Genomic DNA, 13,494 nt, shown 5'->3' on the forward strand with positions numbered 1-13,494 from the left:
TCCTTGTGGAGCGTGACCGCCCGGTAGGACTCGGGGAGCTTGATCGCCGCGAAGTCCGCCGACGTGGCGTCGGAGCTGAGGATCGCGTCGAGGATTTCCTGCATGGCTGCCTCCGAAGGCGTACCTGTGTGAGGGTCACAGGGCGTCTGGGGGAGCCGGGAGCGGACACCGGCTTCGCTGAGGTGGGTGGTTGGCGGTCAGGCGGTCGCCCGGTGGTGGTCCGGGCGGGTCTGCACTGCTGGTCTGGCACAGCTCCCGGGGTGTGGGAACGCCGGACGACGGCGCGCCGAGGTGGGGAGCCGCGGCGCCGCGACTGGTGAGTAACAAGGTAGTGGCACCCTGTGCCACTCGTAAAGACACCGGGTGTCAGGAATTCCGACGCTCTGGAAAGGCGCGAGACCCTCGTAGTGCGGGTACGCCGAGGGCCCGCGCCGACGATTCGGCGCGGGCCCTCAATATGCCCCTGACCTGCTGTTTTATGGGCCTCAGGCGTCCCGGGCGCTGCTCAGTGCGGCCCGGATGCTGTCCACCACGACGTCCAGTGGAGCGTCCGTACGGGCTACTGTGATGAGCACCTCACCTGCGGGGCTGGCACTCAGTGCGCTCTCCGCCACCCCGTCCCCTGGCATCCCACTGGCACCCGGTGCCACCACCGAGCCCCGGCGTCTGGCACCCGGCGAGCTGGCGGCCCAGAAGGTCCGCCGGATCACCTCGAAGGAGTGGTCCAGCTGCGCCTCCACGTCCCCCCGGCCGCCGGCCCGCAGCCAGCGCCGCAGCACGTGGTTGTGCGCCGCGACGACCGCCGCCGCCGACACCTCGGCCAGCATCGAGTCGTCCTCGCCGCCGCGCTGCCAGCCCGACGGGATCGGCTCACCGGTGTCGAACCGGCCCAGCAGGTAGCGGGTGAACAGCCGCTCGTACCGGGCCACCACGGCGATCTCGCGCTCGCGCAGCGTCGGGACCTGACGGATCAACTGGTACCGCGCGACCGACACCCCCGGGGTGGAGGCGTACATCCGCAGCACCTCCTTGATGCCGCGGCAGACCACGTCCAGCGGGTGCTCCTCCGGCTCGGCGCTGGCCAGCAGGTCGGCCACCCGGACCAGGGTGTCGTCGTGGTCGGGGAAGATCGCCTCCTCCTTCGACCGGAAGTACCGGAAGAAGGTGCGCCGGGCCACCCCGGCGGCCGCGGCGATCTGGTCGACCGTGGTCTCCTCGTAGCCCTGCGAGGCGAACAGCTCCATCGCCGCCGCGGCCAGGTCCTGGCGCATCTGCTGACGCTGCGCCGCCGCCCGGCGGCTGCCCGGCCCCGCCTCCGGAGCGGCGCCCCCGGACGGGCCGGCCGTCCGGTCGGTGCCGCGCGGTCCGGCGGAGTGCTGCGGGGAGGCTGACTGAACCCGATCCATGTCCGGAACGCTACACGGCCCGGGCTGCGCGCCCGCGGCCCTTCCCCGGCGCACCGGCGTGACCGGGCCGGTCACGGCCGGTCTGGGCCAGCGAGCGGACACCGCCCCCGGGGTCCAGCCGGGGCGCGCGCCGGACCCGGAGCCGTACGCGGCGCCGCCGTTGCCGTGGGCGCCGCCCGACCCCGCTGCCGGGTCGTACGGCACCTGCTCGCCCCCGGCCCGTGCCGTGGTCACCGGCGCGCGTGGTCGCGGAACCCGCGGCCGGTCTTGCGGCCCAGGCAGCCCGCCGCCACCAGGTGCTCCAGCAGCGGCGCGGCGGCCAGGCCCGGCTCGCGGAACTCCTGGTGCAGCACCTGCTCGATGGTCAGCGAGACGTCCAGGCCGACCACGTCCAGCAGCTCGAAGGGGCCCATCGGGTAGCCGCAGCCCAGCTTCATCGCGGTGTCGATGTCGTCCACCGTCGCGTAGTGCTCCTGGAGCATCCGCACCGCGTCGTTCAGGTAGGGGAACAGCAGCGCGTTGACGATGAAACCGGCCCGGTCGCCGCACTCCACCGGGTGCTTGCGCACCTTCGCGGTCAGCTCCAGCACCGTCGCGGTGACGTCCGGTGCGGTCAGCACGGTGGAGACCACCTCGACCAGCTTCATCGCCGGGGCCGGGTTGAAGAAGTGCATGCCGATCACGTCCTGCGGCCGCGAGGTGGCGGTCGCACAGCTGATCACCGGCAGCGAGGAGGTGGTGGTGGCGAGCACCGCGCCCGGGCGGACGATCTTGTCCAGGGTGGCGAACAGCTCCCGCTTGACCGCCAGGTCCTCGGCGACCGCCTCGACCACCAGGTCCACCTCGGCCAGCTCGGAGTACTGGCCGACCGGGGTGACCAGCGCCAGCGCGGCGTCCAGCTGCTCCCTGCTCAGCCGGCCCTTGGTGACCGAGCGCTCCAGCGACTTCGCCAGCTGCGCCTTGGCCTTCTCGGCCTTCTCCTGGCTGCGGGCGGCCAGCAGCACCGGGTGCCCGGCCTTGGCGAACACCTCGGCGATGCCGGTGGCCATCGTGCCCGAGCCGCAGACCCCGACCGTGTGCACGGCGCGGCCGGGCACCTTGGCGCGGGCCGGTCCGGTCGCCGCGTCCACGGCCTTGGACGAGCCCGGCGCCTCGTAGGTGTAGAAGCCGCGCCCGGACTTGCGGCCCAGCAGTCCGGCCGAGACCAGCTGGCCGAGGATCGGCGCGGGCGCGTGCAGCTTGTCGCGGGACTGCTCGTACATCGCCTCCAGCACGGTGCGCGCGGTGTCGACGCCGATCAGGTCGAGCAGCGCCAGCGGGCCCATCGGCAGGCCGCAGCCGAGCCGCATCGCGGCGTCGATGTCCTCCCGGGAGGCGTACTTGGACTCGTACATCGCGGCGGCCTGGTTCAGGTACGCGAACAGCAGGCCGTTCACCACGAAACCGGCCCGGTCGCCGGCCGCCACCGGCTCCTTGCCCAGATCGCGGGCGAAGGCGGCGGCGTCCTCGGCGGTCTGCGGGGAGGTCAGCACGGTGCGGACCACCTCGACCAGCTTCATGGTGTGCACCGGGTTGAAGAAGTGCAGGCCGAGCACCCGCTCCGGACGGGCGGTCGCGGCCGCGATCCGGGTCACCGACAGGGCGGTGGTGCCGGTGGCCAGCACCGTGCCCTCCGGGCAGATCCGGTCCAGCTCGGCGAAGACCTCCCGCTTCAGCTCCAGCTGCTCGGGGACCTCCTCGATCACCAGGTCCGCCTCGGCGGCGGCCGCCAGCGCGTGCCCGACCGAGATCCGGGCCAGCAGCGCGGTGCGCTCCTCGGCGGTGATCCGCTCCCGGTCGACCGCGTGCGCGGTCGCCTCCTCGATCCGGGCCAGCGCCCGGGCGGCGGAGTCCTCGGTGGCCTCGATGCCGATCACCCGGCGGCCGCTCCTGGCGACCGCCACCGCGACGCCGGCACCCATCGTGCCGAGGCCGACGACGGCCACGGTGGGGAAGGGACGCTCCATGTCCTGACTCCTAGTCATGAAGGGCCCGCGCGTGCTCCGGCGGGCGGGCCGCCGCACCCGTCGGCGAAACGGGGGCGGCCGCCGCCGGAGGAGGGTTCACGCGCGGGGGCTTGGGGAGATGACGGGTCCGGCAGACCCGGGCGCCGGCCGGTCCGCTCCGGCCGAACTGCGGGGTGTGCCGTGGTACTCAGGCGCTCGAAGGTGAAGGAAGCGACGCTGATACAAGGAGAGAAACCCGGCCCGCCGCGGTTCGCGGCACCGGCCGGTGAAGACGCACCGCGCGGGCACCGCAGACACGGCGACCGCGACCTCCTGCCGGTGCGGCTCCCGAAGCCCGGCGGTGGTGCGTGCGGCCACTGTAGCGAAGCTACTCGCCGGTAGGAAGAGGGCGGGAGTGGAAAGCCGAACACACCGTGCCCGGGAGCGCACTGGACGCCGCAGCCCCGAACGAGTGAACGGGCGGACGGGCGTCCGTTTGTTCCACTCGATAGGGGAGTTACCCGCACCCGGTTCCAGGGGCAGCATGGTGGCATGGGCACCGTCACCACCTCCCAGGCCGCTGGTCCCGCCGAGCCGCTCGGCCCCGGCGCATCCGCGGCCGCCGTCGCGGCCGCCGTCGCGCTGCCCCCGCGGGCCGAGCGCGCCGCGCGGGCCGAGGAGGCGGCCGACCGGCTGCGCACCGCCGCTGTCGAGGTGGTGGCCGTCACCTGGGTGGACAACGCCGGCATCTCCCGGGTCAAGGCCGTGCCGCTCGGCAGCCTGGTGCACGCGGCCGAGTGGGGCGTCGGCACAGCGCCCTGCTTCGACGTGTTCCTCGCCGACGACACCATCACCACCAGCCCGATCATCGGCGGCCCCACCGGGGACTTGAGGCTCTACCCCGACCTCGACCGGCTCGTCCCGCTGGCCGCCCAGCCCGGCTGGGCCTGGGCCCCGGGGGACCGCCACACCCAGGCCGGCGGCCCGCACCCCGGCTGCCAACGGCTGTTCGCCCGCCGGATGGAGGCCGCGGCCGCCGCCCGCGGGCTGAGCCTCAAGGCCGGCATCGAGGTCGAGTGGGTGGTGGCCCTGGCCGGGGCCCCGAACGAGCCGCCGCAGTACCCGACGCACGGCCCCGCGTACGGCATGCACCGCCTCACCGACCTCTCCGACTACCTGCGGGACGTCCTGCGCGCCCTCGGCCAGCAGGGGCTCAGCGTGCTGCAGGTCCACCCCGAGTACGCGCCGGGCCAGTTCGAGGTCTCGGTCGCCCCCGAGGGCCCGGTCGGCGCCGCCGACACCTCCGTCCTGGTCCGGCACACCATCCGCGCCGTCTCCGCCAGGTACGGCCTGCGGACGTCCTTCGCCCCGGTGGTCGAGCCCGACGGGGTCGGCAACGGCGGGCACCTGCACCTCAGCCTCTGGCGGGACGGCCGCAACCTCGGCCACGGCGGCTCCGGCCCGCACGGGCTGACGGCCGAGGCCGAGGGCTTCCTCGCCGGGGTGCTCCAGGCCCTGCCCGAACTCCTGGTGCTGGGCTGCTCCAGCCCCGCCGGGTACCTGCGGCTGGTGCCCTCGCACTGGGCCGGGGCGTACCAGTGCTGGGGCCTGGAGAACCGGGAGGCCGCGCTACGCCTGGTGACCGGCTCCACCGGGGAGCGGGCCGCCACCGCGAACGCCGAGGTCAAGTGCTTCGACGCGAGCGCCAACCCGTACCTGGCGGTCGGCGCGGTGATCGCCGTCGGGCTCGCCGGGCTGGAGCAACGCCACGTCCTGCCGCCGGAGTTCACCGGTGATCCGGCCGCCGCCGAGCCCGGCACGGTGCCCCGCCTGCCGCAGGGCCCGGCCGAGGCGATCGCCGCGTACGAGCGCTCGGCGGTGCTGCGCGAGGCGCTCGGCGAGCCGCTCCACCAGGCGGTGCTGGCGGTGCGCCGAGCCGAGGCCGAGCAGTACGCGGCCGTCGGCCCCGAGGAGTTGGTCGCGGCGACGCGCTGGAGGTACTGACCGGTGGCCCGTCCGGAGGTCCCGGAGGCCCTGGAGGTGCCGGCGCTGGTCGACCACCACTGCCACAGCGTGGTGGCCGCCGACCTCGCCGACGACGCCCTGGCCGGGCTGCTCACCGAGTCCGACCGCCCGCCCGCGCCCGGCTGTTCGCCCTTCGACAGCGCACTCGGCCTGGCCGTGCGGCGCTGGTGTCCGCCCGCGCTCGGCCTGCCCGCGCACGCCCCGGCCGCCGACTACCTGGCCCGGCGGCGCGAGTTGGGCGCCGCCGAGGCCACCCGCCGGCTGCTCGCGGCCACCGGGCTGGACACCTGCCTGGTGGACACCGGGCTGACCGCCGCCGCGGGCCGCGAGCTGCTGCCGCTGACCGAACTCGCCGAGGCCACCGGGGCGGTGGTGCGCGAGGTGGTCCGACTGGAGACGGTGGCCGAGACGGTGGCGTCCGGCGCCGAGGACTGGCCGCGGGCCGTCGGCGAGGCCCTGGCGGCGGCCGCCACCGGCGCGGTCGCGGTCAAGTCGGTGCTCGCCTACCGGCATGGTCTGGCCGTCCCGGCGGAACGGCCCGCGCGCCCTTCCGTGGTGGCCGCCGCCGGGGCCCGGCTGCGCAACGGGCGCGCCCGGCTGGCCGACCCGGTGCTGCTGCACCACCTGCTCTGGACGGCCGTGGACGTCTGTGCCGAGCTGGGCCTGCCGCTCCAGCTCCACACCGGCTTCGGCGATCCCGACCTCACCCTGCACCGCGCAGACCCGTCCCTGCTGACCGACTTCGTCCGCGCCGCCGAGCCGAGCGGCGTCCCGCTGGTGCTGCTGCACGGCTATCCGTACCACCGACAGGCCGCCTGGCTGGCCCAGGCCTTTCCGACGGTGTACACCGATCTCGGGCTGACGGCCTCGTACACTGGGCCGCGGGTGGCGGCGGTGCTCGGCGAGATGCTGGAACTGGCGCCGTTCGGAAAACTGCTGTTCTCCACCGATGCCTACGGACTTCCCGAACTGTTCTCGGTGGGCGCCGCACAGTTCCGGTACGGACTGGGCATGCTGCTCTCCGACTGGCAGGCGGGCGGTGCCTGTTCGGCCCCGGACGCCCAGCGGCTGGCACGACTGATCGCCGCTGACAACGCACGCCGGTTGTACGCGCTCCAGTAGGCGCTCCGGCGGTCTTTCGCGTACATGCCCAGCTGCGTCGGCTCGTCGGCGAACCATCACTTTTTAACAATCTTCAGCTCTGTTGCCCTTGTTGACCGATGGAGCGTTAACCTCCGCTGTTGGTCGAGATGTGACGATTAGATGACTACCTCTTGCGCTTTTCAGCGAATATTCATTAACGTCCCGGTCATCCCAGCGCACCTGCCACACCGCAGCTGCCGCATGACGACTCGGGAGGGCCAACCCCAATGAGAGCTACTCGGATCAGCCGGACCCGGTACGCGGCAGTGGGCCTCGTGCTCGCCACCGCCGGCGCCCTCGCGCTCCCGGCCGGCACCGCCGTCGCGGCGCCCACCGGTGACTCGACGACCGGTCCGCTGCTCAGCTACGTCGTCAACACCAAGGCCAACCACGGTCAGGTGCAGAAGGTCGAGAAGGCCATCACCGGCCTCGGCGGCACGGTGGTCCAGTCGTACGAGCAGGTCGGCGTCGTGGTCGCCCGCTCCAACGACACCAAGTTCGCGGAGAAGCTGCGCCTGGCCAAGGGCGTCGACTCCGTCGGCGCCAGCCGCACCAAGGGCATCCTCGCCGCGGACCAGGGCAAGGCCGAGGTCGCCGCCGAGCCGACCGGCGCCGCCGCCGCTGCCGACGGCCAGGAGCCGTACGAGCCCAACCAGTGGGACATGCGCCAGATCGGCGTCGACAAGGCGCACAAGATCTCGCTGGGCAGCCGCAACGTCACCGTCGGCGTGCTGGACTCCGGCATCGACGCCACCCACGAGGACCTGGCCGCCAACGTGGACGCCTCGCAGTCGGTCTCCTGCATCGACGGCAAGACCAACACCGACTGGAAGGCCTGGCAGCCGACCACCAGCGACCACGGCACCCACGTGGCCGGCACGATCGCCGCCGCCAAGAACGGCAAGGGCATCGTCGGCATCGCCCCGAACGTGAAGCTGGCCGCGGTCAAGGTCGTCGACGACGGTGGCTTCATCTACCCGGAGAACGCGGTCTGCGGCTTCGTCTGGGCCGGCGAGCACGGCTTCAAGGTGACGAACAACAGCTACTACGTCGACCCGTGGATGTTCAACTGCCCGAACGACAAGGACCAGGCCGCGGTCTCGGACGCGATCCGCAAGGCCGTCGCCTTCTCGCAGCGCAAGGGCGTCCTGAACGTCGCCGCCGCGGGCAACGAGAACATCGACCTGGCGCACAAGACCACTGACGTCTCCAGCCCGGACGACACCAAGCCCGGCACCCGCCCGGTCACCAACGACTGCCTGTCGCTGCCGACCGAGCTGCCCGGCGTGATCGCGGTCTCCGCGGTCGGCGTCAACGGCGACAAGTCGTACTACTCCAGCTACGGCAAGGGCGTCGTCACCGTCGCCGCGCCGGGCGGTGACGCCCGCTACCAGATCCCGAACACCCCGGACAAGAACGGTCGCATCCTGTCGACCATCCCGGGCAACAAGTACGGGTACATGCAGGGCACCTCGATGGCCACCCCGCACGTCACCGGCGTGGTCGCGCTGCTCGCCAGCACCTTCCCGTGGGCCAGCCCGGACGAGCTGACCGAGCTGCTGACCAACCAGGCCGAGTCCCACGCCTGCCCGACCGGCGTGTACAACCCGGGCAACACCGGCCAGTTCACGGCCACCTGCGAGGGCGGCGCGGACGACAACGGCTTCTACGGCGCGGGCATCATCAACGCCGAGAAGGCGGTCCAGTGGTGGCGCTGACGCGCTGACCACCGAGCGCTGAGCACCGAACGCTGAGCTGGGGAGCGGGGCCCATGGTCCCGCTCCCCAGCTGCGTTTGAGTACCCGTACTCAGGCCGCAGCCACCCCCGCCGCACAGGATGGGGATCCGTAACCACCGGATCCACCACAGGAGTCGAGCGGCATGGCCGAGACCCTCCCCCGCCCACGCAAGCAGCTCGCACTGGCCCTCGGCGTGGTCGAACTCCTCCTCGCCGCGCCGATGCTGGTGCCCCTCGGCCTCGGCGCCTTCATGGTCGGGGTGATGGCGTTCGCCAGCGGCCGTGCCGCCGCGTTGCTCTTCCCGCTGCTCGTGGTCGCGGGCCCGCTGCTCGGACTGGGCGCCACGCTCCTGATCGCGCGGGTGCAGCGGCTGTCCAGGGACGTCGCGTTCCCGCTGGTCGGCTTCGGCCTGCTGGCCGGCACCGCGATCGAGTACTTCTCGCTGAGCTGGAGCTAGCCCACCCGAGTCCTAGCCCTCGAAGTGGTGCTCCCAGACCGTCTCCACCGACGGCTTGCCGTGCAGGTCCGGCACCTCCCGCAACCAGGCCGGCCGACCGGCCCGGGTCCGGGCCGCGTGCCGCAGCTCCGCCTCGCGCAGCTGCTCGGGGGTGGCGAAGCCCTCCGGCAGCCACTCCTCGGAGAGCACCGCCCGGGCGGCCAGGTGGCTGACGTACGCGTGCCGGACGGCGTCCACCGAGTCGAAGCCGGGCTCGTCGGCCAGCCACTCGTCCGGGACCAGCGCCACCACCTGCTCCAGCAGCTCGACCGTGACCAGCGGCCCGAGGTCCTCGTCGGCCAGCCGGACGTCCGGGGCGCAGGCGCCGAGCGCGTGGGCGCTGAGGTCGTACCGCTTGCCGACGGACGCCTCGGCGGTGGCCCAGCGGTGGTGGAAGATCAGCGCGGCGCCGTTGTCGATCAGCCAGAGCCGCTTGTGCCAGACCACCAGGTTGGGGTTGTGGACGGTGCGGTCGACGTTGCCGGTGAGCGCGTCCAGCCAGACCACCCGCCCGGCCTCGGCGGAGTCCACCGGGATCATCCCCGGCCGGTAGTCCGCGGCCCCGGGCAGCAGGTCCATCCCGAGGTTGAGCCCGGCGCTGGCCTTGAGCAGGTCCTGGATCTCGGCGTCCGGCTCGTCCGCGGCCACCACCGGGTCGAAGTCCACCAGCCGCAGCTCCGGCACCCGCAGCCCGAGCCGCCGGGCCAGTTCGCCGACGATCACCTCGGCCACCAGCGCCTTGCGGCCCTGGGCGGCACCGGTGAACTTGACCACGTACGTCCCCAGGTCGTCGGTCTCCACGACGCCCGGCACCGAGCCGCCGGCCCGCAGCGGGTCCACGTAGCGCAGCGCAGTCACCAGATCGAGCACACCGGTCACCCTATCCCGCCGAGTAACCGCCGCGCCGCTGTGATTGGCTTGCCGGTGAGAACGGTACGGAGATCGGTACCCACCACACGAGGAGAGCAAGGTCATGGGACAGGTGCAGGCCACCACCGAGCGGGTCTACGACGCCGCCCCCGAGCGGGTGTACGAGGCGCTGGCCGACTACCAGGTGACCCGCCCGAAGCTGCTGCCGACGCAGTACAGCGAGTACGAGGTGCGGGTCGGCGGCACCGGCGCAGGCACCCAGGTGCACTGGAAGCTGCAGGCCACCGAGAAGCGGGTGCGCGACTGCCTGTTCACCGTCTCGGCGCCCAAGCCGGACCAGCTGGTGGAGAAGGACGCCAACTCCAGCATGGTGATCACCTGGACCGTCTCGGCCGCCGGCGAGGGCCGCTCGAAGGTCACCGTCACCGCCACCTGGCAGGGCGCGACCGGCATCGGCGGCTTCTTCGAGCGCACCTTCGCCCCCAAGGGCCTGAACCGGATCCACGACCAGGTGCTGGCCAACTTGGCCGCCGAGGTCCGCTGAGCCGGATCCGCAGAAGCAGAACCGGATCCGCTGAGCCGGATCTATGGAACCGGACTGGCGCGCAGGCCGTTCCGGTGGACCGGGTGAATCGCCCGGAATTTCGAGCGGCTCGTCCGCCCGTACGAGCCGCAAGCCGTACGGGTGGACAGCCCGCCACCTGCGGGTGACGGGGGCCACGCGGCGCGGGGGAGCCACCCTAGGCTCGCCGCCGTGCATATGACGATCCTTCACATTTCGCAGCCGGTGGACGGCGGAGTCGCCCGCGTCGTCGTCGATCTGGCCCGGGGGCAGCGCGAGGCCGGGCACCGGGTGCTGGTCGCCTGTCCGCGCGGCGGGCGGCTAGCCGAGGAGGCCACCGCGGTGGGCGCGCTGGTCCGGGGCTGGCCCGCCGACCGCTCGCCCGGCCCGGCCACCGCCGCCGAGGCCTGGCGGCTGCGCCGGATCGTCCGGGCCGCCGCGCCCGATGTGGTCCACCTGCACAGCGCCAAGGCCGGGCTGGCCGGCCGGCTGGCCGTGCGCGGTGCGGTGCCGACCGTCTTCCAGCCGCACGCCTGGTCCTTCGCCGCCGTGGACGGCCCGATGGCCGCCGCCACGCTGCGCTGGGAGCGCTTCGCGACCCGCTGGGCGCACCGGCTGCTGTGCGTCAGCGTCCAGGAACGGGCGGACGGCGTGGCCGCCGGGGTGCATGCCGACTGGGCGGTGGTGCCCAACGGCGTGGACGTCCGCCACTACGCGCCGGCCGACCGCCGGGCCGCCCGGATCGCGCTCGGGCTGGACCTGGACGCGCCGCTGGCGGTGTGCGTCGGGCGGCTGTGCCGACAGAAGGGCCAGGACGTGTTGCTGGCCGCCTGGCCGGAGGTGCTGCGCCGGGTGCCACAGGCCCGGCTGGCGCTGGTCGGCGGCGGGCCGGAGGAGCAGCGGGTGGCGGAGACGGTCCGGGAGTCGGTCGAGCCGTGCCGGGTGCGGCTGGTCGGGGACGTGCCGGATCCCCGCCCGTGGCTGGCGGCGGCCGACCTGGTGGTGCTGCCCTCGCGCTGGGAGGGCATGGCGCTGGCGCCGCTGGAGGCGATGGCGGTCGCCCGTCCGGTGCTGCTGACCGACGTGCCGGGCGCCCGGGAGTGCCTGCCGCAGAGGGAGCGGGCGCGGTCGGTGGTGCCGCCCGAGGAGGTGGACGCGCTCGCCACCCGGATGGCGGAAGCGCTGTCCGATCCGATCGAGTGCGAGCGACGCGGCGCCCGGCTGCGGGAGCACGTGGTGGCCCGGCATGACGTCCGTACCGTGGTCGAACAGGTGGACGCCCTGTACCGCGACCTGCTGGGCGCCGGACCGGCGGCCGGACGGCGCCGGACCCGTGTCCCAGAGCGGATCTGATCGTTTCACATGCCGTGAATCCCCGCCGTTCCGGCGCCGGAGTATTCGCACCCTCAACCGGATATGGGTGAGGCGTCAAATCCGAAATACCTATTAATGGGCGGCTGGAATGAAACGGCAAGTCAACTTCCGGCCCACATCGCCAGATTCGGTATTGTCGGATTTTGCCTGCTTCGATTCGATTTCGTCCCGGAAATTCGCGTCCGGGCCCCTCGCGGCCGCGTCCAAGGTGACCAGTAGTTCCGCGATCGGGGGCCCCTTCGCGGGACCACCGAGAGCCGCCAGCGATAGCAGGTGCTGTCAGGACCGCGCCCACCGGGCCGGGACGGCCGCCCCTCGCCTATCGATGCCGGGGGGTCGTCACCCCGGGCACACAGCAGGGGAGTTCGTGCGCTGATGACCATTGACCACGAGAGCGTGCCGCGATCCGGCGGGCCCCTGTCCGGACCGCGTCTGCCCGGCACCGGGCTGCTCGACCGGCCGACCAGGGCGGCGTACACCCAGGCCGTGCCGGCGCCCCGCCGGCACCGCAGGGCGGTCCGCTCCCGGCTCGCCCTGCCGCTCGCACTGGTCCAGGTCGACGCGATCGCACTGTGCACCGCCACCGGCATCGCCAACCGGGCGACCGTCCCGCTCGCCCCGCTGGTCGGCGCCGCCGCAGTCCTCCCCCTGCTCCTGCTGCTCAACCTGGCCGGCGGCCTCTACCGCACCAGGCTCACCCTGTCCGTCCTGGACGAACTGCCCGCCCTCGCCGTCCGGGCCGTGGTCGCCACCGCCTTCGCCGTCACCCTGGCCGGCTGCCTGGACGGCCGCTGGCCCGACTGCGGCCCGGCCACCCCGGCCCGCCTCACCGTCCTGCTCGGCGCCCAGCTGCTGATCGCCGCCGTCAGTCGCGGCGTCCTCTACCACCTGGTCCGGCGGATCCGCCGCGGCCGCCCCAGCCCCGTCCTGGTGCTCGGCGCCGGCCGGCTCGGCCGCAAGGTCGCCGCCGCGCTCAGCGAGCACGGCGAGTACGGCATGCGCCCGGTCGGCTTCCTGGACGCCGACCCGCCGCTGCTGGCCGGCGACATCGACCTGCCCGTGCTCGGCGGCCGCGAGGTGCTGGAGCGCGAGGTCCGCCGGCACCGGATCCACCACGTGATCGCCACCGCCGGAGCCGCCGACGAGGCCGAGACCGCCGCCGCCCTGCGCGACGCCGCCCGGCTCGGCTGCCAGGTCTGGCTGGTGCCCGCACTGCGTGAGCACGGCTCGCTACCCACCGCCCCGATCGCCGGCGCCGACCACCTGTGGGGCTTTCCCTGCCTGCGGCTCGGCGGCCCGGCCATGCGCCGCCCCGGCTGGGCCGTCAAGCGCGCCCTGGACGTCACCGCCGCCGGGTTCGGCCTGCTGCTGCTCGCCCCCGTCCTCGCGCTGTGCGCCCTCGCCGTCCGCTTCGACACCGGCCCCGGCGTGCTCTTCCGCCAGCAGCGCACCGGCCTGGACGGGCGGGTCTTCACCGTCCTGAAATTCCGCACCCTGCGCCCCAGCAACGAGCACGAGTCGGCGACCCGCTGGAACATCTCCCAGGACCACCGGATGGGCGCCGTCGGCCGCCTGCTGCGCAAGAGCTCGCTGGACGAGCTGCCGCAGCTGTGGAACGTCCTGCGCGGCGACATGAGCCTGGTCGGCCCGCGCCCCGAACGCCCGTACTTCGTCATGCGGTTCAGCCAGGCCTACCCCGAGTACGCCGACCGACACCGCGTCCCGGTCGGCCTCACCGGTCTCGCCCAGGTCAACGGCCTGCGCGGGGACACCTCGATCGAGGACCGGGCCCGCTTCGACAACCGCTACATCGAGAGCTGGAGCCTCTGGCAGGACGTCAAGATCCTGTGTCGCACGGCGGCGCTGATGCTCCACCCGGACGGGAGCTGACCCG

Annotated in this window: 10 protein-coding genes; 7 read left to right on the top strand and 3 right to left on the bottom strand. The window is 73.4% G+C overall.

Annotated features, from left to right (window positions below; genetic code table 11):
* Positions 1-485: 485 nt before the first annotated feature.
* Both ACIG5E_RS32250 and ACIG5E_RS32255 read right to left on the bottom strand, forming a co-directional pair.
* Positions 486-1,406 carry a TetR family transcriptional regulator gene (locus ACIG5E_RS32250; RefSeq protein WP_396539489.1) on the bottom strand — a complete coding sequence of 307 codons (921 nt, stop codon included), beginning with the start codon at positions 1,404-1,406 and terminating at the stop codon, positions 486-488.
* Positions 1,407-1,636: 230 nt separating this feature from the next.
* The gene (locus ACIG5E_RS32255; protein ID WP_396539491.1) at positions 1,637-3,412 is read right to left on the bottom strand and encodes a 3-hydroxyacyl-CoA dehydrogenase family protein; all 1,776 of its coding nucleotides are present in this window, start codon (positions 3,410-3,412) and stop codon (positions 1,637-1,639) included.
* A gap of 531 nt (positions 3,413-3,943) precedes the next feature.
* Between ACIG5E_RS32255 and ACIG5E_RS32260 the strand changes: the two genes are divergently transcribed.
* The 4 genes from ACIG5E_RS32260 to ACIG5E_RS32275 all read left to right on the top strand — a co-directional run bounded on the left by ACIG5E_RS32260 (position 3,944) and on the right by ACIG5E_RS32275 (position 8,755).
* The gene (locus tag ACIG5E_RS32260; protein WP_396539493.1) at positions 3,944-5,395 is read left to right on the top strand and encodes a glutamine synthetase; all 1,452 of its coding nucleotides are present in this window, start codon (positions 3,944-3,946) and stop codon (positions 5,393-5,395) included.
* Between the two features lie 3 nt (positions 5,396-5,398).
* Positions 5,399-6,538, top strand: a complete 1,140-nt coding sequence (locus tag ACIG5E_RS32265) for an amidohydrolase family protein (protein ID WP_396539495.1) — start codon at positions 5,399-5,401, stop codon at positions 6,536-6,538.
* Positions 6,539-6,786: 248 nt separating this feature from the next.
* On the top strand, positions 6,787-8,277 hold the full coding sequence (locus ACIG5E_RS32270; RefSeq protein WP_396539497.1) for a S8 family peptidase: 1,491 nt from the start codon (positions 6,787-6,789) through the stop codon (positions 8,275-8,277).
* 163 nt (positions 8,278-8,440) lie between these two features.
* A complete protein-coding gene (locus ACIG5E_RS32275) occupies positions 8,441-8,755 on the top strand; it encodes a hypothetical protein (RefSeq protein ID WP_396539499.1) in 315 nt (104 codons plus the stop codon).
* 12 nt (positions 8,756-8,767) lie between these two features.
* Here ACIG5E_RS32275 and ACIG5E_RS32280 read toward each other — a convergent pair whose 3' ends face one another.
* Positions 8,768-9,664, bottom strand: a complete 897-nt coding sequence (locus tag ACIG5E_RS32280) for a HipA family kinase (RefSeq protein ID WP_396539501.1) — start codon at positions 9,662-9,664, stop codon at positions 8,768-8,770.
* Between the two features lie 103 nt (positions 9,665-9,767).
* Here ACIG5E_RS32280 and ACIG5E_RS32285 point away from each other — a divergent pair, with 103 nt between their 5' ends.
* From ACIG5E_RS32285 to ACIG5E_RS32295, 3 genes are all read left to right on the top strand, one after another.
* The gene (locus ACIG5E_RS32285) at positions 9,768-10,208 is read left to right on the top strand and encodes an SRPBCC family protein (protein ID WP_396539503.1); all 441 of its coding nucleotides are present in this window, start codon (positions 9,768-9,770) and stop codon (positions 10,206-10,208) included.
* Between the two features lie 216 nt (positions 10,209-10,424).
* Positions 10,425-11,579, top strand: coding sequence for a glycosyltransferase (locus ACIG5E_RS32290; protein WP_396539505.1), 1,155 nt, complete (start codon positions 10,425-10,427; stop codon positions 11,577-11,579).
* Between the two features lie 396 nt (positions 11,580-11,975).
* Positions 11,976-13,490, top strand: coding sequence for a sugar transferase (locus ACIG5E_RS32295; RefSeq protein ID WP_396539507.1), 1,515 nt, complete (start codon positions 11,976-11,978; stop codon positions 13,488-13,490).
* Positions 13,491-13,494: the final 4 nt, after the last annotated feature.

The sequence above is a fragment of the Kitasatospora sp. NPDC053057 genome (assembly GCF_044546945.1).
GTDB lineage: Bacteria > Actinomycetota > Actinomycetes > Streptomycetales > Streptomycetaceae > Kitasatospora.

What these genes read in the sequence shown, in the direction of transcription:
- ACIG5E_RS32255 (WP_396539491.1), bottom strand. Translation starts at nt 3,412, where the DNA reads ATGGAGCGTCCCTTCCCCACCGTGGCCGTCGTCGGCCTCGGCACGATG.
- ACIG5E_RS32295 (WP_396539507.1), top strand. Translation starts at nt 11,976, where the DNA reads ATGACCATTGACCACGAGAGCGTGCCGCGATCCGGCGGGCCCCTGTCC.
- ACIG5E_RS32290 (WP_396539505.1), top strand. Translation starts at nt 10,425, where the DNA reads ATGACGATCCTTCACATTTCGCAGCCGGTGGACGGCGGAGTCGCCCGC.
- ACIG5E_RS32260 (WP_396539493.1), top strand. Translation starts at nt 3,944, where the DNA reads ATGGGCACCGTCACCACCTCCCAGGCCGCTGGTCCCGCCGAGCCGCTC.
- ACIG5E_RS32275 (WP_396539499.1), top strand. Translation starts at nt 8,441, where the DNA reads ATGGCCGAGACCCTCCCCCGCCCACGCAAGCAGCTCGCACTGGCCCTC.
- ACIG5E_RS32285 (WP_396539503.1), top strand. Translation starts at nt 9,768, where the DNA reads ATGGGACAGGTGCAGGCCACCACCGAGCGGGTCTACGACGCCGCCCCC.
- ACIG5E_RS32270 (WP_396539497.1), top strand. Translation starts at nt 6,787, where the DNA reads ATGAGAGCTACTCGGATCAGCCGGACCCGGTACGCGGCAGTGGGCCTC.
- ACIG5E_RS32250 (WP_396539489.1), bottom strand. Translation starts at nt 1,406, where the DNA reads ATGGATCGGGTTCAGTCAGCCTCCCCGCAGCACTCCGCCGGACCGCGC.